Genomic DNA, 23,758 nt, shown 5'->3' on the forward strand with positions numbered 1-23,758 from the left:
TCACAAGAAAGTAACTTTCTTGTGGCTTTTATTTTGTTAAAATACAGGAGGATTATTTTATGTCATTAATAAATGTCACAAATCTAACCTTTGCCTATGAAGGCAGCTACGATAACATATTTGAGAACGTAAACTTTCAAATCGATACCGATTGGAAATTAGGTTTCACAGGGAGAAATGGTCGAGGAAAGACTACATTTCTTAGCTTATTGCTTGGAAAGCATGAATACAGCGGTAATATTTCTGCTCATGTCAGCTTTGAATATTTCCCCTTTCAGGTGAATAACAAGGAGCTTAACACCATAGATGTGATCAGCGAGATTTTTCCGGATTATATTCATTGGAAATTAATGCGAGAGCTTTCTTTGCTAAAGGTTTCTGAGGATGTGTTATATCGTCCCTTTGATTCATTGTCTAACGGAGAGCAAACGAAAGTGCTGTTAGCCACATTATTCATTAAGGAAAATAGCTTCCTGTTGATTGATGAACCTACAAATCATTTGGATATGACGGCAAGAAAGCTTGTCAGTGATTACCTCAATACGAAAAGTGGATATATTCTGGTCTCTCACGACAGATCCTTTCTTGATAATTGTGTGGACCACATCTTGTCAATTAACAAAACCAATATAGAGATTCAAAAGGGCAATTTTTCTAGCTGGTGGGAGAATAAAGTCAGACAAGATAACTTTGAGATAGCGGAAGACGAAAAACTTAGAAGAGATATCAAACGCTTGTCAGCCTCATCTAAACGAACAGGTAACTGGTCACATGAGGTGGAAAAAACTAAAAATGGAACTAGAAATTCTGGATCTAAGTTAGATAAAGGTTATGTTGGACACAAGGCCGCTAAAATGATGAAACGCTCTAAAGCCATCGAGCAGAGACAGCAATCTGCCATCAACGAAAAGTCTAAGCTTCTTAAAAACATCGAAAATTCTGAGAACTTAGAGATTACGCAGCTTGCTTATCATAAACGTCATCTTGCGGAGCTGGATAATGTTTCGGTTTTTTACGGAGAGAAAAGGGTATGTTCAGAAGTAAGCTTTACCATTGAGCAGGGGGAGAGAATTGCACTCTCGGGTAAAAATGGTTCCGGCAAATCAAGTATCATCAAATTGATCTGCGGTGAGGAGATAGATTATACCGGAACCTTTACTAAGGATAGCCAGCTTATCATTTCCTACGTATCACAAGACACTTCAGATCTACGGGGCGATTTAACAGATTATGCTAGAGAGAATGGGATAGATGAAAGTCTTTTTAAATCTATTCTGCGAAAGCTTGATTTCTCTAGAATTCAATTTGATAAGGATATATCCACTTACAGTGGCGGCCAAAAGAAAAAAGTCCTGATCGCCAAAAGTCTTAGTGAAAAAGCTCATTTGTATATTTGGGATGAACCGCTTAATTTTATTGATGTTATTTCACGTATGCAAATTGAGGAGCTATTGCTTGAATATACACCAACACTCGTTTTTGTGGAGCATGATCGCGAATTTTGCCATAATGTTGCCACGAAGATCATTGAACTTAGCTGATATTTTTAATATCGATTGAAAATTTCCAACTCTAACAGACCAATATTATTATATTAATAAAGATAATTATTATATATATTACAGTTATCCAATGTACTATAATGGTATAGTTAAACTTTATGATATGTAATTGATGCCTAAAGAAACAACCTATAGAATTGAACAACAGGAGGAAACAAGTTGAGTACACAGAGTGTGGGAATTCCATTAGAAGGTTTTGCAGAATTTAGCCGAACGGTAGCAGCAGAAGGTGCGGTACTGTTGAAGAATGATTATCAGGTGCTTCCGCTTGCTGAAAGTGATAATATTGCTGTTTTTGGCAGAACTCAAGTGAATTATTATCGCAGTGGTACTGGTTCGGGCGGTAGTGTTCATGTTACTTATACGACCAACCTGCTGGGCGGTCTTCGCAGTAAAAAGAACCTTACGGTCAACGAAGATTTGGCAGCAGTATATGAGAAGTGGATTGAGCAAAATCCGTTTGATAATGGTGGCGGCGTTTGGGCTGCAGAGCCATGGAACCAGAAGGAAATGCTTTTATCCGACGAATTGGTAGCTGAGGCTAGAAGTAAATCGAACAAAGCAATCATTGTAATCGGACGTACAGCAGGAGAAGATCAGGATAATGTCGATGGTTCAGGAAGCTACCAACTAACAGCTGATGAAAAGGCGATGCTGAAGCAGGTAACTACATATTTTGAGCAAACGATTGTTGTACTGAACGTCTCTAATATTATTGATATGAGCTGGCTGAACGATGAAAGCTATAAAAATCCGATTTCGTCTGTCATCTACTCTTGGCAGGGGGGAATGGAAGGTGGTAATGCAATTGCGGACGTGCTGGCTGGAGAAGTAACTCCAAGCGGAAAATTAACAGACACGATCGCATATTCCATCAACGATTACCCGTCAACACACAACTACGGTAATGAATTTACAAACCTTTATCAGGAAGATATCTATGTTGGTTATCGTTATTTCGAGACATTTTGCCCAGAAAAGGTTCAATATGAATTTGGTTATGGAATATCGTATACCACGTTTAAGCTCGAGCCAGAAGAAGCTAAACTTATTTACAAAGCTGGCGAACTTAATGTTGAAGTCGGCGTAACCGTAACTAATACAGGAACTACCTTTGCTGGAAAAGAGGTTGTTCAGGTCTATTATGAAGCTCCACAAGGAAAATTGGGACAGCCTGCTAAAGCTTTGGCAGCCTTCGTAAAAACAGAAGTCCTTCAGCCAGGCGAAGCTCAACGTCTTACCGTGAGTTTCCCAGTTCATTCAATGGCTTCCTATGATGATGCTGGTGTGTCAGGGCATGCTTCCGCTTATGTGCTAGAAGAAGGCACGTACCGCATATTTGTGGGAACGAGTGTTAAAAAAGTGGAGGAAGTCAAGGTTGAAGGGAATAGCGGCTATGTCGTGGAAACTCTTCAAGTTGTGGAACAGTTACAAGAAGCTCTTGCACCCACGCAAAGCTTTACAAGAATGCAACCTGGTGTTCAAAAAGCAGACGGTTCATATGAACTTGTTTATGCAGAGGTTCCAACACGCAAGATTTCGTTAGCAGAACGGATCGAGAGCAATCTACCAACAACGATCTCCCAGACAGGCAATCAAGGGCATAAATTAAGAGATGTATTTGAACAAAAAGTTAGTATGGAAGCTTTTATTGCCCAGCTTAGTGACGATGATTTGGCTGCCATTGTACGGGGTGAAGGCATGAGCAGCCCTTTAGTTACACCGGGTACAGCTTCTGCATTTGGAGGAGTAAGTGATAGTCTATATAACTTAGGAATCCCTGTTGCATGTACGGCAGATGGTCCTTCAGGAATTCGTATGGATAGTGGAGCGAAAGCGACTCAGGTTGCGATCGGAACGCTTCTTGCAGCTACTTGGAATGCCGCATTAGTCGAAGAGCTGTATGTGTTAGAAGGACAAGAGTTGGTAAGAAACAACATAGACACCTTGCTTGGACCAGGTCTAAATATTCGTCGCAGCCCGCTTAATGGCCGCAACTTTGAGTATTTTTCTGAAGATCCTTTGATCTCTGGGGTGTTTGCCGCTGCATGTACACGTGGGATTATGAAAGGTGGCTCTAATGCCACGCTGAAGCATTTTGCCTGCAATAATCAGGAGAAACATCGCAGTAAAGTGGACGCTGTTGTGTCGGAACGTGCGCTTCGCGAGATTTATTTGAAAGGTTTTGAAATTGCAGTGAAGCAGGGTGGAGCGAATTCAATTATGACCTCCTATAACCCTGTTAATGGACATTGGGCCGCTTCAAATTACGATTTGAACACTACAATTCTCCGCGGAGAATGGGGCTTCAAAGGTATTGTCATGACAGACTGGTGGGCCATCATGAATGATGTCGTTAATGGTGGAGCTGCAGACCGGAAATTTACAAATTGGATGGTCCGTGCACAAAATGACCTGTACATGGTTGTAGCTAACTATGGCGCCGAAATTAATGGATGGAATGACAACACCATTGAATCCTTGGAAAATGGATCTTTGACTAGAGGAGAGCTGCAACGTTCTGCAATGAATATTTGTGAGTTCATCATACATGCTCCAGTATTCTCGAGAAAACAGCAAATTGTTGAAACGGTTGAGTCCTTTAAGGCTAATCCTTCACTTACTGCAGAACAAGTACAATCCTTATCTCAAAATCCACAGGTTAAGCCAGCCGTTGAAGGATCGACTTTCTTTGAAGTTGGCCAAGCTGGACAATATCGGATCCTCGTGCATATCATGTCAACAGAGCCTGAGCTGGCTCAAAGTGCATGCAATGTTAATTTGAATGATCAATTGATGACAACCATTCAAACCAACGGGACAGAAGGTCAATGGATTAGACAAAAGCTTGTGAAAGTAGAACTCGAAGCAGGTCTTTATGAAATGAAACTGGAATTCATTAAACCAGGTTTACAGATCGACTGGATCGAATTTAATAAAGTTGACTAAGTAGCTCTAAATATAAGTTGAAGGAAAAACCCTGCGCTAATGCAAATCCTCCAATAAGGATGTTTACGATAAACATAATTGTTTAGGCACACAGCCGAACGATTACTGTTGAATTGTAAATAATCTATATTGGAGGATTTACTTTTTGGTGAAGTTTAAATTTGAATACATAGAAAGCCGTATGTCCACAATTTTGCAGTAAAACCTGATCTTAATATCGGTATTAAAATCAAGCCAAATTATCCCGAAGCGCGTCAATGATATTTTCTTTTTTTATCTTGCTGATGGCATACAACATTGTAATAAACACGATAAAGATTACGCCAAACACGCTAATTGCTATACTGCCCCACGGGAATACAAAATTAAAGTTATCTATCCTTTCTACGGCCACTAACCCTTCATAAATCAGCCATGAGATGATTCCCGCTATTGGAATTCCGAACAGCAACGTCCTCATCCCATAAAAGAAACACTCAAAACTCATCATCTTATTGAAATCGCGGTCGGACATCCCCAACGAGCGGAGCATGGCAAGTTCCCGCCTGCGCAGTCTGATATTTGTGGAAATAGTATTGAATACATTTGCAACCGCAATCAGGGAAATCATAATAACAAAAACATAGGTGAACACATCAATAACAAATATTAAACTGCGGTATTGTTCAACTATTGTATGGACATTGTAAAGGGTATAAGCAGACATCATTCCCGTGTCCTGAATGATCGCTTCCATTTCAGCCACCGATTGCGAGGGATTATTTGAAAGAAAGGCCAGGCCCATTTCCGCATGGGTATCCGGGCTTTTAAAGTTCTCTTTGAGTGAATAGGGAGCTACCACCATAAAAACGTATGGCCGCTGCTCTAAAGATTGCCTTGGAGGCGGATCCACCGGGTACGTATCGACAAACGTAATGTTTATGCTTTGCCCCTGTTCCATCATTTGCTTGTCATTTGTTTGGGGGGCGACACTAAATGTCATGGAATGATTTGCAAACATATTAAACACTTCGCTTAACCTTTCATTATTATCAATCCGCTTTTTGGCAACGGCAATCATCTTCGCGTCCTGCCCGGTATATTCATCTGCAGACAAACCCAATTCTTTGATAAAACTCAGATATTTGCTGTCCTCAATAAACTGGATGTCCATGGGTAGTTGAACCGTTTCGTCCGGCGTAGTATACCCCGCGTATTCCCGGTAACGGTCTGAAAAATCGCTTGCCTTAATTACGGATGTATACATATAAACGATTTGGTACGAGCTTTCATAAACCCCGTCAGAGGTTTTAAGTTTGTTGTAAAGCGGGATCATTTCGCTGTCGTCCGTCACCTGAGTGGTAAAAAGAATGTCATAGTCCATGTCCATTATCAACTGTTCTGAAAGTCGTTTTAGAGTTGTTCCAAAAGCACTTCCCGATACAAACAGCACGACGCTTAAAGTGAGCGATAACACAATGCTGCGATAACGTTTTTTGTTTCTTTTAAAGTTTTTTAACGCAAGTGTACCCTCCAAACCGTAAATACGCTGTGCAAATTTTGATGTTTTTACCGCTTTCGATTCGGTTTTGACCTCGTTGGTCTGACGAATATTCTCCATCACGGGAGTATTTGCAGCTTTTCTGGCCGGGATATAGGCTGAAATCAAAATGGTAACTAAACTGACTGCTGTAGCTGCGACAATTGCGGGGACAGACAACGATAGGGTTAAAGGCACGGTGCTGTGGAAAGTTTTCCCGAAATTCTCGGCAACCATAGGAATTACAAGTCCGATACTGCCTATGCCGACCATAATGCCAATAGGTATGCCGACTGCACCAATGCAAAGTCCCTCAAATAGCACAGAATTTCGCAGTTGCCTTGCCGTTGCACCCACCGATGCTAGAATCCCGAACTGGCGTGTGCGTTCGTTCAGCGAGATGTTGAACGAGTTATAAATCAGAAAAATCGAGCCTATCATTATTATAGCAACCAAAATGCCGCCAACTGAGTACAGAAGCGTGTTGAACAGTTTATTGTCCGAAGCGCCCATGAAGCGCAGTACATCATCGTTAAAGACATAAGCTCCTGCTCCGACTGTACTGCTTGCGTAAGCCGTTACACCGTGCGGATTTTTCAGTGTGACAAATATACTGAAGTTGTCCGCTTGGTCTTTAGGATCTGCTTTCGTTATCAAGGTGTATCCCGGTGCGGAATGTTCCTCAAAACTGGGTCTTTCGCAGATACCTACAACCTTGTAGGTTCTCTCTGATTTTGGAACAAGGGTTTCTTTGTCCTCTCCCGATTCACCCCCGTTCTGATAAGGGTCGTGTTGGCCGAGATTCTTGTTTCCATTCAATCGGCTTCCAACAGAAAGTGAAAGTGTGTCGCCCAACTTAAATCTAACACCGCCCTTTGCAGTAACGTGAGACGGGACGAGAATCTCCTTGCTATTTTCAGGAAGCCTGCCGGAAATCAGGCTTGTGGGTAAGGTATCAAAGGCTTCCTCACTGAATCCGGCGATGAAAAGATAGGGCTTTTCAGGGCTTTTCCCGCCTTCAAGCGTTGCATAACCGATATTTTCAAATGCTGCGCTGTTTGCAACTTTACTGTCATGGGTTCTCTCTTGCACGAAAGAGGAATCAACATCCAAAAACTCAACGTGCCAACCGCCGTATTTCGCAATAGAACCGTTTACCAGATAATTTAACAGGGAAGTGCCAAAGGTAGCGACAGCCGTAATCATGGCGGCGGACAGAACAACTCCGATCACCGTGACAATCGTTCGGGAACGGCTTTTTTTCATACTTTGCAGTGTGACTTTGTTAAAAATATTCATGGCCGAACCACCTGTTCATCCCGCGTTACTTTGCCGTCTGTTATACCGATAATACGGTCTGCTTGCAGGGCAATATTTTCGTCATGGGTGACGAGGATCAGGGTCTGCCCATATTTTTTATTGCTTTCTTTGAGCAGCTTGATGATTTCATGTCCATTTCGGCTATCTAAGCTGCCCGTGGGTTCGTCGGCAAGCATGACCGCCGGGGCATTCATCAAAGCGCGTCCTATGGAAACACGCTGTTGCTGACCACCTGAAAGCTGATTGGGTAAATGCGTTTTTCGATCTTGCAACCCAAGCATTTCGAGCAGGTCATTTAGCCTTTCCTCGTTGACCTTGCGCTTGTCCATAAGGATAGGCAAGGTGATGTTTTCCACTACATTCAGAGTGGGAATGAGGTTGTGAAATTGGTAAATCAGTCCAACTTGCCGTCTGCGGAAGATGGCGAGTTTTTCATTGCTTTGACTATATACATCTTGCCCGTTCAAATATACCTTTCCGCTTGTCGGTACGTCTACGCCCCCGACGCTGTGAAGCAATGTAGATTTGCCCGAGCCGGACGAACCGATGATTGCGGTGAATCCTCCCTTTTCAATTGTAAGTGAAACATGGTCAAGCGCAGTAACTTGATTATTTCCCTTACCGTAGACTTTGCATAAATTTTCAATTTTTAAAAACTCCATTATGTGAGTCTCCTTTCTGATGGGTTACCCATATAATAGAACCTTCAACTTACATCTCTGTGACTTTCAGGTGAGAGATCTGTCACTTTGAGAAACGAATGGTAAAGATTGCGCCGCCTTGCGGGTGGTTTTTTGCGGTAATCGTTCCTCCTTGCCGCGTTATAATCATCTTGCAGAGAGCCAATCCAATCCCGTATCCTGTAGCGTTTGGGTTTTTCCCGCGATAAAACCTGTCAAACAAGCAGTGCAAATCTTCTTGCTGAAAACCCGCACCGCTGTCGTGGATGGCAATCTCGGTAAATAACCGGTTATCCGTACAATCAATCTCAATCCTCCCGTGCTCGCCTGCACTTTCTATACAATTTTTGAGGATGTTTTGAATTGCTTGCGAAATCCAATCTGGATCGCCTTGAATAAGTACTACTTTCGGCACGTCTATTTGCAAATCAATATAGCGCAGTTCTATTGGGATTAGGAACGGGCGAAGGGCGGAGCGTATCAAGCTATTTACATCTATCTGCTCGTTTTGGAACACCACAATGCCTGCGTCCAAGCGAGATAATTTTAGTAGAGAAGTAATCAGCCAATCCATCCGCATAAGCAATTCTTCTGTTTCTCGTATAAATGCTTTCCGTTCGTTTTCATTAGGGCTATTCTCTAACAAAGACAGAATGAGGTTGGCTGATGTGAGTGGGGTTCGGAGTTGGTGGGCTATGTCGGCCAGCGAATCGGCAAGATGTTCTTTTTCTTTTTTCAGCGCATCGTTTTGCTCCCGAATGCGCAGTAGCATTTTTGTTATCTCGCTGTGCAGAATAGAAAGCTCGCCCTCGTCCGACTCTTCAATGTACAGAAGGTCAGCATTATGAAGCACAAGGTCGATTTGATGTGAAATCCGTGCAATGCTTATGTATCGGGCTTTGGTAAACACGAAAAACGCTATGCCAAAAGCGGCGGTAGAGGTAGTGGTAAGGATTCCCGCCGCCATATTGATTGCAAATCCCAGCGTCACAGCGGAGGTGGCAATTAAGGAGAACAAAATGACAAAATGTCGAAACTCTCTATTCCGAAGCATACTCGTTCCCCAATCTATATCCCGTCCCACGAACAGTCAGAATAATTTGCGGACTTGCTGGATCGTTCTCTATCTTCTCCCGCAAACGTTTGATGTACACGGTCAGTGTATTGTCATTGACAAACTCGCCTGCAGCGTCCCACAATTCGTCAAGCAGCCTGCCTCTCGTGATAATACTTTTCGAATTGCTAATAAACATCAGCAACAAGCGGTATTCTAATGCTGAAAGAAAGACCTCGCTACCGTTTTTCTCCACAATGCCACTTGCCATATCGACATGAAGCCCGTGAATTTTAAAATCAGATATGGAACGCCCACTTTTTCGCAAGGCGGCTCCAATTCGTGCAATCAATTCACGCGGACGAAAAGGCTTAGTGATATAGTCGTCCGCGCCCATGCTCAGCCCGGTAACAACACTTGACTCATCGCCAGAAGCCGTCAGAAAGATTATGGGAATATCTTGCGTTTTTTTGATTTCCGTGCAAACCGCAAAGCCATTTCCATCAGGCAAAGAAATATCAATCAACGCCAAGTCAAATTTATTTCCGGCAAGCGCGGTAAGGGCTTCACTCCGCGTAGGGACATGAGAGACTGTAAATCCCTCTGAGCGGAGCAGAAGCACAAGGTTTTTAGCGATTGTCTTATCGTCCTCAACCAAAAATATCTGGTTCATTTATTTGCACCGTCCTTTACTTTACTGCAACTATATCGTCCGTCAGCCGGGTTTTTAGCGTCAATTGGAACAAGGCAAGTATTTCCCATTTTTTCGCTGATTCCTTTGTCGTTATATAATCTATGCATAACACCTCCTTAGATCTATTATATTTCTTTTGACAGAAACATACAGTCCGAGGTATAAACAAAAAATATAGGGTGTGTAAACTTATATTAAAGGCAGAAATATGAACGCTAAAATGTAATAGGGTTAAATAGTATGAAGCTAAATGTAACAGGAAGAAATCTCTCGAAAGAAAAGAGTCTGCAAATTAAGGATGAATTTCAAAAGCAATGTCTGATAAAAGGTTTAAAACAAGAAAAAAGCCGTAGGACTTGATAATCCTACGGCAAATCTCAAAAGCCGAAAACATCCTTATTGAACCGTGACAAATGCGCAGGGGATTTGTTCTGTAATAAAGCTATCCATCTATTTTAAAGTTGAAAATACCTTACTCTGCTTGGAACTGGAACCACTTAAAATCAAACTGGCTCCCCGGTAGAAATATAAAGGTGACGGTTTGCGGACCGGTTATGCGCTCCAATACAAATTCTCTTTCGCAATAATCACTTGACTTTGTAAACTCCACAAGCTGTCTCTTTTCACCCTCTGGTCCGCTAAATAGAATATGCAGAGTATTTTTATCGATAGGCGAATGCCCGCATAAGGTTAGTTTAGTGCTTCCAGTATCACCGAAGTCCATATCTTTAAAGATGAGAGAGACGTTGTTACCAATATTTTTGATTTGTCCATCTGCCAGCCTAAAGGAATCCCCATAAATCTGATTGTATTCCAGAACGTTAAGTTGTTCGTACGCTTTTAAAGGCTTGTTGAACTGAAAGCCCTTGAGATGAATCTTTTTATGAAGAACAAAACAAAGGGTGGTGACACCTTTTATTCGCTCAGGTAATGAGTAGGTTTCCTCTTGATATACATTCCATCTGGATGATTTTTGATAGGTTACCTGTGTCAGCAGAGCTGCGTTTGGAGCATCCGGTGTACCTTTCCATATATCAATCGTATATTTATCGTTATCTAGCGCGAAGATAGGAAGGGTAAGTTCAGTAGCTCCATAATCACCGAAATCGATGTTGTCAAAACAGATCCAGCTTTCTCCTTCTCTTGCAGTAGCCACTCCGCGTTCATTCCCATTTGTTAAGTTCCGGCTCGTATTGCTATGATAACCAGCGGAAACAAACTCATAAGGATTCAAAAAGGCAGCTCCCATATCTCGAATATGGAATTCCATAAGCGAATACAGGCGCACTTGATCTGCACCGTTTTTCGTTGCACACCGTACATAGACGTCTCCGTCTCCCAAAGCCGAAATTACTGCTTCATGCCCATTTGCCTCAAGAACGGCTATATTAGCGTCAATACCGGCAGCATTCGTAACTCGCCATTCAATTTCCTGATAGGTTGCGTTCTCTGGATGAATTTGCACACGAACCGGAAGTGAACGGGTGTCCTTCGTTAGTTGATTTCCTTGCGGGCATATGATTTCCAGCTTGCGAACGGGAATTTCATCTGATAAATAGTTTTGGGATAACTCGCTCACATCCGATAGTGATTGTGACGAATGCTGATAAAGTATAAGCTCTTCGTCCTTAGAATGATCTAGCTCTCGTGCTTCGGAAGTCAGTGTAAGCTCAGCAGACTGTAAGCCATGGGAAGATGCACGTACAACGATTGTACCTGACTCCAATGAAGAGGCAATGACCGCAAGCAATTTGCCGCTGAACATCCGGCGACTTGTTCCTTTATATGAATCGTAGTCAGTGCTGTCACCATTATCCAAACCAACAAGACGCCCCGGCCCTTCTACAGAGATTTGAATACGATTATTGGCATTCTCCACGGGACGTCCTTCTTGATCGAGAGTCGAGATCTCAACAAATACCAAGTCCGATCCGTCAGCAGTCAACTGAGTTTTATCAGGATTCATGACCACAGTGGCCGAATCTCCGAAAGAAGTTACCGTATCTTCAGCGATCTGCACTCCGTGTTCATCATAAGCGACTGCTCGCAGAGTACCATCGCTATAGGGGAGCTGCCATTCCCCAAGCAGCTTTTTACCATGTTTATGGTCAATGTTAACCGTGCCCATGGATTGATCATTAAAGAACAATTCGATTTGTGGTGCGTTGGAGCATACTCGCACATCAATAAGCTGCCCTTTAGAGAAATCCCAGTACGGAAAAATATGAATCATCGGGGCGACCTTGTAATCCGTCCATTCTGCTTGATAAATATAATAGGAATCCTTTTTGAATCCCGCGGTATCCAGTTGACCGAAATACGAGTTTTTAGTGAAGTACGGGGTCGGCTCCCCAATATAGTCAAATCCAGTCCAAATAAATTGTCCAGGCGAGTAGGTCGCATCACGATCTGCGATAATGCAAGCTTCTGTGTTTTTGGCACCCCAGCTAGTAGAACTGTTCCCTAAGGCTGAGCATTGTTCATCATCGTCAGACAATACAGACTGAGCATAAGGGAAGTGGTAGATGCCTCTGCTCTGTACAGTAGACGAAGTTTCACTACCATAAATAATCCAGTCGGGATGTTCCTCATGATGCTGGTCATAGTATTTTTCGGCATAGTTATACCCTGCGAACTTCACTAGATCTGCGCATTTCTGTGCATTCTCCCATGGCATATAGTTGGAACCGATAGTAACCACTGCATTTCCTTTAGGGTCATGAACCTGCACCAGATCACGTAATTCTATGGTTAACTCTTGGCCGCGTTCATCGGCATGGGTGTCGTATATTTCATTTCCGATACTCCACATGAGCATGGAGGGGCGATTTCTATCCCGGCGTACCCAGCTGGCAATATCTTGTTTCCACCAATCCGGATAAAATCTGGCGTAGTCAAAAGGAGTTTTACTGCGTTCCCACATATCGAATGCTTCGGAAACTATGAGCACGCCCATCTCATCCGCTAATTCCATCAGTTCAACGGCTGGCATATTGTGGGCCGTACGAATAGCGTTTACACCCATCTCCTGCAGGAGGATAATCTGTCTTTTTAGAGCTGCCTTATTCACCGCAGCCCCCAAACATCCCAAATCATGATGTTGGCATACGCCATGAATCTTCACCTTTCGGCCATTCAAAAAGAAACCTTGTTGGCTGTCAAACTCCATCGTAAGGAATCCGAAGGTTTGGATTTCTTCTTCAATTACCTGATCATTCTCCAGCAGCTCCGTTTTTAGGGAATAGCAGTAAGGCTGGTTAATATCCCAGAGCATTGGATTATTGACGGATAAGAGGGCAGAGCTGGATACAGCAGACCCGACTTGTACTGGACTTTCATTTTCTGCATGAGAGATACAGATACCTGAAGCGTCCAGTATACTATGACGAATTATGTAGTGCTTTTCGCTTTGCAATAGATCATTGCACAAGACTTCGGTATCTACCTCAACATTCCAGGAATCCTCTTTTTTGTGAGTAGAGATATAAATACCATCAGGCACAATATGTGTCCCTGAATACGTCTTCAGCCATACACTGCGATAGATGCCCGCACCGGAATACCAGCGTGAATTAGGAGACTCATGAACCACTTGAACATAGATTTCGTTGATACCTTCAATAATGTATGGCGTGATATCTATTTCAAAAGTCGAGTATCCATTTTTCCAGACGCCTGCGATATGGCCGTTCACATAGAGAGTGGAGTCCATGTATACGCCTTCAAAACGAAGCGAGACACGACTATTTGGCACTTTCTCATCTATAACTATGCTTTTACGGTACCAGCCTTCTCCGCTTTCATATAGATTATGTGTATCAAAAATTAGCCAGTCATGGGGTAAGGTTACGTCGATCCACTCCGAATCAGCTGCTATCACCGATTCTAAAGTGGACTTAAGCGGCTGTTTGCTGAATAACCAGTCATTATTTAATCTTGTTTTCTGACTCATGAAAGAAGTTCTCCTTTATCTTTGGAAAATTTAGAAGTGGTTATTAACGATGTGAATGATTTCCGTAAAGACTTTTGTACTCTTTTTTATCATATCAAAGATTTTGCAAAAAGACATTCACGAAGAAGAGTAAAAAAACTGTTATAACAACGCTATTGAAATCGCATTCAAAATGATAACATGCTATTGGTAAATTATCTATTTATTTCTTAATATATCTTTTATTGCGGAGGATGAAATTTATACAAAAACAGTACTAATAAATGATGCAGAGAAGTATCTCTGGTCTATGAAAAATGATTTCGCTACAGAAGCTAATGAAAGTGAAGTGAGGGAAATTGCCTGGTACACCGGCTAAGATGTGTTGGGCTTATCGCTGATTTAATACTTTACAAATACTTGTCTGCATGTACTTGTGTTTGTTCGAATAAGTTAGAAAGAAGGACAGGACAAACCATAGGTGGAGATGCGTATAAATGGGGATGCGTAAACAAAGTTTTATTCGTGGCACGTTCATATTAACCGTGTCGTCATTTTTCACAAAAGGGCTTGGTTTTTTGAACGGAGTCTTGCTGGCACGTTTTTTGGGAGCAGAGGGAGTAGGGCTGCTTATGATTGCTCATCCACTGCTTCCCTTATTTATTACGCTGACAGAGCTGGGGCTTCCTGTTGCGATTTCAAAGCTTGTATCGGAAGCTGAGGTTAAGCAGGATGAAGCGCGAGTAAAGCGTATTCTCACAGTATCCTTAAGCATTACGGGTACGTTGAGTATTATATTAACTTTAGTGGCTCTATTTGGCTCCAAATGGATCGCATCGATTTTTTTGGCCGATCAGCGGGCGTATTATGCTATGGTTGCTATTACGCCGATCATTCCAATTATTGCGATGTCTGCTGTACTGAAAGGTTATTTTCGTGGAAAACAGAACATGAACCCACTTGCCTTTTCCGATATTATTGAGAATCTGGCGCAAATCATTGTCATTATCGGTGTTGTCAACGTTTTGTTGCCCTACGGTATTGCCTATGCGGCTGCTGGTGCAATGGCTGCCTCCGTTGTTGGGGAAGGTTTTGGTTTGCTCTATTTGTTTGCTGTTTTCAAATGGGCAAATCGAGGTAAGGTCAAAACCTCTCCACCACATACGTCAAGAATTTCACTTAAAGGAGACAGTACGTTGAGAGATTTGCTGCGCATCGGCTTACCGATGACAGGCAGCGGTTTTATTCATTCGCTCTATCATGCCTTTCTACCACTGCTGATTACGAAAAGTCTAGTACTGTTTGGTGTAGGTGTTGAGATGGCGACCAAGCAATTCGGACTTCTAGCGGGTTATGCTCTTCCCATGTTGTTTCTCCCCAGCTTCTTCACACAATCGTTGTCGACTGCATTAATTCCGGCGATCAGCGAAGCAAGTGTGAGCAACAATAGCAAGCTTATGCATAGTCGGATGGATATGGCTATGCGATCCGCGCTTATAGTAGGTTTCCCATGTACAATCATCCTGTACTTATGGGCTGTACCCTTAACAACCATGATCTATCATTCGCCAGAAGCGGGCGAGCTGTTAAAGTTAATAGCACCCTTATTTTTTCTTTATTATTTCGGAGCGCCACTGCAAGCAATTTTGCTTGGTTTGGGGAAAGCATCAACGGTTATGTGGAATCATATTCTTACGAATGTCTTTGAAGTGATTGCGATCTTTGTTCTAGGTTCTAATATTGGAATCGAAGGGGTGGCCATGGGATTCGGACTGGGGCTCTTGCTGCTGACACTGTTGAATTTTTTATCTGTGGCAGGAACGATCGGGTTTTATTTTGACTTTCGTATTGTATTCAAGGTTGGAGCAGGAGGAATTGTCATGGCGCTTAGCGGGTTGGCGGCTCACGGAATTCTGGAGCGATTGGACCTGGGGCAGATTATTCAACTGTTCGGAGCGTTGCTTGTTTCGTTAATCACCTATGCAGCAACATTGCAGGTAACCCATGCGTGGGAAAGGGCACCGAAACCACCAACGATTACACCTGTTTCTTGAAAAGGAATATTTCTGATATTCCGGTACCGTGCTCCAAAAAGTAAATTGAGTAATAATGCAACCCTCTGTGTACCAGTATGGGGGCGGATGAAGGTAACGGATGGGGAGCAGCGAGATGTTTAACTGTATTTTGTGCAGCTATAATCGTTCAAAACAGTTGTGTATTGAAAATAGCTGTATTTCTTACATCTATTCTCACGAGTTAAAGCCTATTAGGTGATTTCTCTTGATTTTAATTGTATAGAGTGCAGTTAAAGTCGGAGTTATTCCCTAGCAATATCGATTAAGTGTATAAAATGCAGTTATTTCATTAGATTACGTTAAAATCCTGAGCTACAAATATACGGAGTGTGGATATCAGAAGTTACAATCATAATTTGCTCAGGCAAAACGCCAGTGATCTAAAATATCAGGCAGCGATCCTTGATTATTGGAGATTGCTGCCTGATTGACTATGTGTGAACTACGCTCAATTGACTCCATGCAAAAATGGAGTCTATCTCATAAGTAATCTAAGTGATTTCTATAGGGCTGCTTCTAATAGCAAATTGGATTGATTAGGTAACATTTTGCGCACACGTATTTGCTATCGGACACAGCTGAGCTTAAGAGCAGATTTAGCTTACATTTGGAATTTTAACGGACCCAATCGCAGTTATTACCATGAAAAACACCCGAAATGACTCTCTTTTTAAGGAATAGTTTCACTGGAGTCCGTAACCTAACTCAAAAGCCTAAAAACAAGCAAATAGCGTCTTCTGAGTCCGAAAAGCTCTAAACTTGATCAAGACTGGGTGATTTAGAGGTAGGTACAACGGACAAAAGCATTCAACCCCCGGTTCATAACAGCAAAGCAACAATTCTCCTATAACGGATGATCGCTGCTCTGCTGTTTTTTACTAAAAGAAAAAGCAGGTGGTCTTAATGGAAAGAAAACATGTAGTTTAGTTTGAACAAAGGAATACGTACTGGAGCAAGTTATTGGAGTGGGTAGGGTAGCTGATATACCAATCTCTATGGCATTTAATGAATGATTTGGTTGCATTACTGGGTCGTACCCGTTTACGGACCGACTGAAATGGAGATGTAGACTATTAAGTAAGAACTGATAAGGAGAGTTTGTCAAAAAGGACGGCATAGGGCGCGATTCAAGCTTTTACGAGACAGTTAAAAAGTGGAGCAGGACAACGCTAGTTATTACCGAGTATTACTGAGTATTACTGAGTATTACTGAGTATTACAGAGTATTACAGAGTATTACAGAGTATTACAGAGTATTACAGAGTATTACCGAGTATTATCCTTGACCGTATTTTTTTCTGTAATGAGTCAGTGTGAGTAGTGGCCAGATATACTGATAACTATGATAATTGGAATAGAAATTACCGGGGAGACCAGCGCCAGTGGGATAAGAAGTTTTCCAATCCTCTTCATGAATAGACGTGATTAGTCTTTGAATTCCTTTTTCCACCGCAGCTGTTGGCTCTGGCTGAACGGCGATAATCGCATCAAGTGCCCAGGCGGTTTGTGAAGGTGTGCTTTCTCTTAAAGGAACATATTGTAGAAGACGGTCGCTGTGACAAGACTCCCCCCAACCGCCGTCCGAGTTCTGAATGCTTAGAAGCCACTTCACTCCTTTTTGCAATGTATCATGATTTATAGGCAGCCCAACAGCCTGCAGGCCTGTTAATGATGCCCAAGTGCCATAAATATAACAAACACCCCATCTTCCGTACCACGAACCATTCTTCTCCTGATGTTGAATCAGCCATTTTGTACCCCTTTTAATGAACTCGTGTTGTGTATTTAAACCAGCGAAGTTTCCGAGAAACTCCAAAGTTCGTCCGGTAAGATCTGCTTCCGAAGGATCAATGGCTGCAGATTTAGCACCATCGATAGCGAGCCATGTGAGCATTTCTTTATTGGTGTTTTTTTCGAATGCCGGCCAGCCGCCATCGTTATTTTGCATCGATAGGACCCAACTCAGTCCGCGATTCCATGATTCCAGATATGAAGGGTGAATGGTTGATAAGCTTCGGATGGCTCGCAAGGCTGCCGTTGTATCATCTACGTCCGGATTGATTGTATTAGACTCAGAGAATCCCCATCCACCGGGAACTATATCCGGATTATGGATGCTCCAATCAGCAGGTTTATGATGCTGTTTATCCAGAAGATAAGAAGCAGCGTGTTTTATTCCTTTGTGATCAACTGGAATTTGTGCCTCTTGTAAAGCATAGGAGATTAACGCTGTATCCCATATTGTAGATGGAGAGTTTTGAATTGTAGTATTATGATTTGATTGGCATTGCAGCGCGGTGAGACCTCGAATGGCCTGTGTAATTATCGGATGCTGCCGATCATAATCGAGAGCAAGCAGGGCAAAAACCATAAGAATTGTACTGCTGGCATAGCTGTAAAAGGTACCGTCGGATTCGATTCGCTGGAGCATATATTGTTCCGCTTTGTTTTTGGCAGCTTCATGTATGTAGTGTGGACTCCCGAGTAATCTGCTCAAACCCATTTGAATAACATCCTGCATCTCCTGATATCCACGGGTAGGCGATTCATCTCTATCCAATCGTGTCTCCATAAGATCTGACAGATCAGGAGCATGGGTTGTAGTGATCGAAAATCGTCGATCGGCCATAATGAGCATAGGAGTGAGGTGTACCCTAGAGTAGCCAGAAAATTCGAAATAGTTAATAGGGAAGTAAGAGGGAAACAAAAGCACCTCCAGTGGAATCGAAGAAATTGCTAAAGGCCACTTGCTTTGACCCGTTGCGGCGAGAATGACTCTAGTTAAGATACTTGTGACCTTGCCTAAACCACCTTTAGACAGTATATAACGTTTAGCCCGCAGTATTGGCTCGTCTGTTATCTTACTGTATCCAGAATAGAGCAGGGCATAATAAGCTTCGACTGATGTGGATAAGTTCCCAGCTTCTTCGTCCTTATATAACTGCCAGCAACCCTCTCGCTGTTGTGCATCAAGAATGCGATCATGTAGCTGCCGAATGAGCGTTTCATTCTGTAGGTTCAACACCCTAAAGAGAATGATCATATAAGCATCGATCACAATCCCGTTCTCAAAACAAAAATGCCATGAGCCGTCATCCTTCTGCTGTTGTAGCAAGAAAATTGACAAACGTTCGATTTCTTCATCTACTTTACTTAGTATATCCGTCATGTTTTGGGTTCCTCCGAAGGCATCATTTTTAACATTATATGAAGTCGGAGAACAGGACATGAAAAAGAGCTGCTTAGTCGCTTTTACGCAACTTTGCAGCTCTTTTAGCATTATTAAAAGGTTAATTTTCAATTACAATACGATTTAGCTTGAGATTAACCGGAGCAGCAATGGTGTCACCTACAGGGCATTTGCTCTCCAGAAATTGTACGAACTGTTCGACCTTCTCAGCAGGGGATGGAGTCTTTATGTAGAATGTATACCGAATATCGGAATAGCCAGGACGTACTTCAGAGCGGTTGAAGAATCCGTCGAGATCCAAGTCACCTTCCACATTTACTCTGAAATCTTCAAGCTCCACCTCAAATTTAGAGGCGTAGACCCGAGCTACAATGGATTGGCAGGCACCCAAAGAAGCGAGCAAAGCTTCAACAGGATTCATTCCTGTATCCGTGCCCCCTAGACTTGTCGGTTCATCGATGACCAGCTCGAATTGTCTTGCATTAGTAACGACCTTTACGCCGTCTTGCAAATGAGCAGTTGCTTTGAAAGTTTGAACATTTGGCATGTGTTTACACTCCTTCTTGTGGACAAACTAAGGATGATTTAATGTTTCTTATTTTTTTGTAATTCATAGTATGTTTCTAGGAATTGTATAGATTATAGTTCTATTCTGTATACCCGTCAATACATGATTAAAATTATAGTTAGGAGGCAGCTAGAGTGTCGACCGAAATTGAGGGCTATTTGGACTATCCTATGGTTGCAATTCCAGGGGGAGAAATAGAATTAAGAGACGATCGGATAAAGCGTAGATGGAAAGTACAATTCAAACCGTTTCTTCTTGCACCCTATCCTGTAACTATGGATCTATCCAATGCTATAATTAATAACTCATCTCAGGGAGATCTAAAGCCGTTTGTGAATATAAAGGTGAAGATGGTATACACATTACTTGGATAAGGAGTCAGACGGCTTCCATCTTGCCCGGTCTTATTAATGGGCTATGGTTTTGTAAGTGGAATTAGAGGAGGGAATAATTATGCGCGAAGGGCACATAGATAAGCACGGTTATAACGAGCATCGAGAATACGGAGAGCATGAAGAAATGAATATAAATGGAGTCAAGGAGGGTTCGGAGCATCCTCACAAAAGCGCTCAGACCTTTCGTCGTGCTAGGGCTATCGCATTTTTGGACAAGCTAATGATTAATCGTTCGGCGTTGCAGCAGCAGCTAAACGAGTCAAAGATTGAATCGGCAAAACAAGTCATTAGTGGTGAACTAAAAGCTACGGAAGCGATCATCGATGAGTTCATACATATGTTTCAGATTCATGAGATAACTTCTGATAAGAGAGAAGAGAGAAGATAGAACCTAAGCCACTCAGCTATATAGAGGTGTTCATTCCCTAAGTTTTGATATGAATGAAAAAAAGACTTCTGAAGGAATCAGAGGTCTTCTTTATGTGTAGCTAATAAAGAAAAATGTCTAATGTAAAGAGAATACATCATTAAGTAAAACGCTTTCATGTTCACTCGATAAATTGATTTATATAATTAGTCCTGTAAGCAATATAAAAATGGGGGGGCGAAAAAGAATGAAAAAGGTCAACAAAAAAAGGATTAACCTAACTCTAACAGTGTTGATGGCTATGTCCATGCTTATCACTGCTTGTGGTGGGAACAACGGGAATAAAGTGAATTCTGAGGCTAATGCAAACGCAGGCAAAACGGGAAAAACCCCTGCGGCGGAAGAGAAGCTCAAGATTACTATGTGGTCCCAATTCGCGGATCCAAATTCTAAAGACGGCGGGTTTGTTGGTTTTTATAAAGCACTTGAAGCAACCCAGGCTAAATTTCCTAATGTTGAAATCGAGCATGTGGGTGTTGGGGGCGAATCTTATAAAACAAAAGTGAAAGCGGCTTCAGCCGCCAATGAGCTGCCCGACATTTTTTACACCTGGGGTGGCGGATTCTCTGAGCCATTTATAGCGGGGAACCGGATTTTGTCCATTGATGATCTCGCAAAAGATGGAACGCTGGACCAAATTGTACCAGGTACGACAGACAATTTCATCTTCGATAGCAAGCTTTACGGTCTGCCGATCAATATAGCTACTGCTCAAATGTACGTCAATAAAGAACTATTTGAGCAAGCAGGAGCGAAAATTCCGGAAACATGGGATGAGCTTGTTGCTGCGATTGAAGCACTAAAAGCAAAAGGCATTCAGCCGATTGCACTTGGGGCTAAAGACAGATGGCCAGCAATGCAATGGAACGCGATTCTAGCCATCCGGATGGCAGGCGTGGATGCTGTAAATGCCGCTTTAACGAAAACAGGATCATTCGACACAGCTGAATTCACAGAAGCTGCTGCGAAATACAAACAATTGATTGATGCGGACTCCTTCGGCAAACATTTTGTTGGAACTTCTTATGATGACGCGACAAATATGTTCCTATCAGGCAAAGCAGCTATGATGTTCATGGGCGCTTGGGTCAACGGACAGATTGAAGATGATAACTCTCTGGTCAAAGGTAAAGTGGTACCGATTAAATTTCCAACCATTCCAGGGGGGAAAGGAAATGCTGACGAGTGGTTCGGAGGTTCGGGTGAAACATTCGTGCTCAATGCCGATCTGAAAAACAAGGAAAGAATATGGGAAGTATACAAGTTCTTTATTGAGACCATGTCTAAAGAAGTATTTCTGGCTGGTTCAGGCTCCTCAGCATGGAAAGTTGATGTAGGTGACACTTCTCAAATGAATCCACTGGCTCTGCAAATTGGTGAATTGTCCTCATCAGCAACTGGTTTCTCCTACTGGTGGGATCAAATGCTGAATGGTAATGACACTGAATCTATGTTCGGTTCGCTGATGAAATTCGTCGCCGGAAAAACAACAGCTGAAGACTACACGAAAGAACTACAGAGCAAGGTTAATCAAGGACAATAATCTGCGTCAGGCGGCGAGAATTGTTCGCCGCCTGATCGATTTAAGGTGGAGTGAAGCATGCATCAAGTATTCGGAAACAAAAAGGCTATCGCCGTATTTGTTGTTCCTGCTTTGATTTTATACATTCTTGTTGGTTTTTTCCCGATCCTTCAGTCTATGTATTACAGTCTGCTGGACTGGGATGGGATACAACCGGCTAAATTTATCGGTTTAGCTTCTTATAAGGATTTATTTTTTACAGATACGTACGGCATGGATTTTGATCATTCGATACTTAATACGTTGTATCTGGCAGTTCTTTCTGTTTTCATGCAACTTCCGATAGCTCTGGTGCTCGCTCTGGTTCTTGCCAGAGGGGTGTGGGGTGAAAAGCTGTATCGTACTTTGTATTTCATTCCAGTCTTGGTATCCTCCTCTGTCATCGGGGTTATGTTTCTGAAAATCTATCAGCCTGAATATGGCTTGCTGAATACGATACTCAATCAACTAGGCTTGTCCTCCTGGACACATGATTGGTTAACGGAAAGCGGAACTGCACTAATAAGTGTTATGATTCCAATCGTTTGGCAATATATCGGCTACCATATGCTTCTAATGTACGCTGCCATCAAAGGGATTCCTGAAGATTTGTACGAGGCTGCGAAAATTGACGGAGCATCAAGTATAAGAACCGCCTTCTCTATCACTATTCCACTTATTTCACCGATCCTGAAGGTATGCGTCATATTTGCTGTTTTGGGATCATTGAAGTTTTTCGATTTAGTCTTCATTATGACCAATGGCTACCCTACACCGGAAACTAGTGTTCCAAGTACATTGATGTATTCGTCGATTTTTAATCGCAATATGTATGGGTACGGCAGCGCGATGGCCGTGTTTATGGTTGTGGAATGTCTCTTTTTCTACTTAGTTCTACAAAAACTGATCAGAACCTACGATGATAAGGAGGAGAGCTAATGACGACAACACATAACCGCCGCTGGCCAAAGGTTGTTTTGCAGATTGCGTTTCTAATTTTCGCAGTTATTCAACTGTATCCGCTCGTGTGGCTTGTATTTTCCTCCTTTAAAACAAACATAGAAATTACAGGCTCAAATGTGATGGGCTTGCCTAATGAGTGGCGGTGGGCGAACTACGACTACGCACTTTTTAAGGCGAATATCGCACGTAACTTTTTGAACAGCCTTATGTATACAACGGTAACTGTCATTATTTCTGCTCTGTTATCGGCAATGGTTTCTTTTGCTGTCGCAAGAATGAAGTGGAAGCTTAATAATGTGGTGCTTACTTTCTTCATGCTGGGATTGATGATCCCCGTTCATGCTACGCTGCTACCTGTCTTTCAGATGTTAAAAATGACAAGCTTGCTGAATACGCCTTGGGCCTTAATCATTCCTTATACCGTTAGTGCACTTCCTACTACAATCTTTATCATGATTGGTTTCTTTAGAGCGCTGCCAGGGGAGTTGGAAGAAGCCAGCGTTGTAGACGGCTGCAATATTTATCAGGTTTTTTTCCGTATTATGCTTCCGCTTGTAAAGCCGGCTATCGTAACCACTTCCATCTTTACTTTTTTATCCGCTTGGAACGAACTGATGTTTGCCAATACATTCATTAATGATCCTGACTTAGCAACAATTACCGTCGCCATCAATTCGTTTAAAAGTGCCTATGCCACAGAATTTGGACCTATGTTCGCAGGAATGGTTGTGGCTACACTACCCATGATCATTATCTACTTGTTCCTAAGTAATCAAGTCCAAAAAAGCATTATTGCCGGGGCAGTTAAGGGTTAAAGCAATGGGATAGGAATCTTTCGAAAAATGCTATACTAGTGTCGTATTGAAGAAG

General features: G+C 42.4%; 14 protein-coding genes and 1 pseudogene. 8 read left to right on the forward strand and 7 right to left on the reverse strand.

What is annotated here, in order from left to right; genetic code table 11:
• Positions 1-59 precede the first annotated feature (59 nt).
• Positions 60-1,541 carry an Lsa family ABC-F type ribosomal protection protein gene (locus tag MHI32_RS14615; RefSeq protein ID WP_076125716.1) on the forward strand — a complete coding sequence of 494 codons (1,482 nt, stop codon included), beginning with the start codon at positions 60-62 and terminating at the stop codon, positions 1,539-1,541.
• Positions 1,542-1,721: 180 nt separating this feature from the next.
• On the forward strand, positions 1,722-4,511 hold the full coding sequence (locus MHI32_RS14620; protein WP_340012603.1) for a glycoside hydrolase family 3 C-terminal domain-containing protein: 2,790 nt from the start codon (positions 1,722-1,724) through the stop codon (positions 4,509-4,511).
• Between the two features lie 229 nt (positions 4,512-4,740).
• On the opposite strand, the gene MHI32_RS14625 is transcribed toward MHI32_RS14620, so the two are convergent.
• The 5 genes from MHI32_RS14625 to MHI32_RS14645 form a co-directional block, all read right to left on the reverse strand.
• Entirely contained in the window at positions 4,741-7,329 is a 2,589-nt protein-coding gene (locus MHI32_RS14625; protein WP_340012604.1) for an FtsX-like permease family protein, read from the reverse strand.
• Complete coding sequence (locus tag MHI32_RS14630) at positions 7,326-8,012, reverse strand: ABC transporter ATP-binding protein (protein WP_076125710.1); 687 nt, start codon at positions 8,010-8,012, stop codon at positions 7,326-7,328. The genes MHI32_RS14625 and MHI32_RS14630 overlap by 4 nt, the downstream gene beginning before the upstream one ends.
• Before the next feature lie 82 nt (positions 8,013-8,094).
• Entirely contained in the window at positions 8,095-9,084 is a 990-nt protein-coding gene (locus MHI32_RS14635) for a HAMP domain-containing sensor histidine kinase (RefSeq protein WP_340012606.1), read from the reverse strand.
• Positions 9,071-9,757, reverse strand: coding sequence for a response regulator transcription factor (locus MHI32_RS14640; RefSeq protein ID WP_340012608.1), 687 nt, complete (start codon positions 9,755-9,757; stop codon positions 9,071-9,073). The genes MHI32_RS14635 and MHI32_RS14640 overlap by 14 nt, the downstream gene beginning before the upstream one ends.
• Positions 9,758-10,250: 493 nt before the next feature.
• Entirely contained in the window at positions 10,251-13,730 is a 3,480-nt protein-coding gene (locus tag MHI32_RS14645) for a sugar-binding domain-containing protein (protein ID WP_340012610.1), read from the reverse strand.
• A gap of 476 nt (positions 13,731-14,206) precedes the next feature.
• Here MHI32_RS14645 and spoVB point away from each other — a divergent pair, with 476 nt between their 5' ends.
• Positions 14,207-15,763 (forward strand): stage V sporulation protein B, encoded by a 1,557-nt coding sequence (gene spoVB / locus MHI32_RS14650; RefSeq protein WP_340012612.1) that lies wholly within the window; start codon positions 14,207-14,209, stop codon positions 15,761-15,763.
• Between the two features lie 1,297 nt (positions 15,764-17,060).
• Here spoVB and shc read toward each other — a convergent pair.
• Entirely contained in the window at positions 17,061-18,953 is a 1,893-nt protein-coding gene (gene shc / locus MHI32_RS14655; RefSeq protein WP_340012613.1) for a squalene--hopene cyclase, read from the reverse strand.
• Positions 18,954-19,074: 121 nt separating this feature from the next.
• Complete coding sequence (locus tag MHI32_RS14660) at positions 19,075-19,521, reverse strand: OsmC family protein (protein WP_340012615.1); 447 nt, start codon at positions 19,519-19,521, stop codon at positions 19,075-19,077.
• Between the two features lie 191 nt (positions 19,522-19,712).
• On the opposite strand from MHI32_RS14660, the pseudogene MHI32_RS14665 reads away from it, so the two are divergent.
• The 5 genes and pseudogenes from MHI32_RS14665 to MHI32_RS14685 all read left to right on the forward strand — a co-directional run.
• Positions 19,713-19,880: pseudogene (locus MHI32_RS14665) on the forward strand (formylglycine-generating enzyme family protein); the annotation flags it as partial.
• Between the two features lie 115 nt (positions 19,881-19,995).
• On the forward strand, positions 19,996-20,325 hold the full coding sequence (locus MHI32_RS14670; protein WP_340012616.1) for a hypothetical protein: 330 nt from the start codon (positions 19,996-19,998) through the stop codon (positions 20,323-20,325).
• Between the two features lie 226 nt (positions 20,326-20,551).
• Positions 20,552-21,907, forward strand: coding sequence for an extracellular solute-binding protein (locus MHI32_RS14675; RefSeq protein WP_340012617.1), 1,356 nt, complete (start codon positions 20,552-20,554; stop codon positions 21,905-21,907).
• Positions 21,908-21,964: 57 nt separating this feature from the next.
• A complete protein-coding gene (locus MHI32_RS14680) occupies positions 21,965-22,864 on the forward strand; it encodes a sugar ABC transporter permease (RefSeq protein WP_340012618.1) in 900 nt (299 codons plus the stop codon).
• A complete protein-coding gene (locus tag MHI32_RS14685) occupies positions 22,864-23,703 on the forward strand; it encodes a carbohydrate ABC transporter permease (protein WP_076125690.1) in 840 nt (279 codons plus the stop codon). Before MHI32_RS14680 ends, MHI32_RS14685 begins: the two co-directional genes overlap by 1 nt.
• The last annotated feature ends 55 nt before the right edge of the window (positions 23,704-23,758 follow it).

It is taken from the genome of Paenibacillus sp. FSL H7-0690 (assembly GCF_037980415.1).
GTDB classification, from domain to species: Bacteria; Bacillota; Bacilli; order Paenibacillales; family Paenibacillaceae; genus Paenibacillus_AQ; species Paenibacillus_AQ odorifer.

Coding starts and splice junctions, on each gene's coding strand:
- MHI32_RS14615 (WP_076125716.1), top strand. CDS start 60: ATGTCATTAATAAATGTCACAAATCTAACCTTTGCCTATGAAGGCAGC.
- MHI32_RS14625 (WP_340012604.1), bottom strand. CDS start 7,329: ATGAATATTTTTAACAAAGTCACACTGCAAAGTATGAAAAAAAGCCGT.
- MHI32_RS14630 (WP_076125710.1), bottom strand. CDS start 8,012: ATGGAGTTTTTAAAAATTGAAAATTTATGCAAAGTCTACGGTAAGGGA.
- MHI32_RS14635 (WP_340012606.1), bottom strand. CDS start 9,084: ATGCTTCGGAATAGAGAGTTTCGACATTTTGTCATTTTGTTCTCCTTA.
- MHI32_RS14640 (WP_340012608.1), bottom strand. CDS start 9,757: ATGAACCAGATATTTTTGGTTGAGGACGATAAGACAATCGCTAAAAAC.
- MHI32_RS14645 (WP_340012610.1), bottom strand. CDS start 13,730: ATGAGTCAGAAAACAAGATTAAATAATGACTGGTTATTCAGCAAACAG.
- spoVB (WP_340012612.1), top strand. CDS start 14,207: ATGGGGATGCGTAAACAAAGTTTTATTCGTGGCACGTTCATATTAACC.
- shc (WP_340012613.1), bottom strand. CDS start 18,953: ATGACGGATATACTAAGTAAAGTAGATGAAGAAATCGAACGTTTGTCA.
- MHI32_RS14660 (WP_340012615.1), bottom strand. CDS start 19,521: ATGCCAAATGTTCAAACTTTCAAAGCAACTGCTCATTTGCAAGACGGC.
- MHI32_RS14670 (WP_340012616.1), top strand. CDS start 19,996: ATGCGCGAAGGGCACATAGATAAGCACGGTTATAACGAGCATCGAGAA.
- MHI32_RS14675 (WP_340012617.1), top strand. CDS start 20,552: ATGAAAAAGGTCAACAAAAAAAGGATTAACCTAACTCTAACAGTGTTG.
- MHI32_RS14680 (WP_340012618.1), top strand. CDS start 21,965: ATGCATCAAGTATTCGGAAACAAAAAGGCTATCGCCGTATTTGTTGTT.
- MHI32_RS14685 (WP_076125690.1), top strand. CDS start 22,864: ATGACGACAACACATAACCGCCGCTGGCCAAAGGTTGTTTTGCAGATT.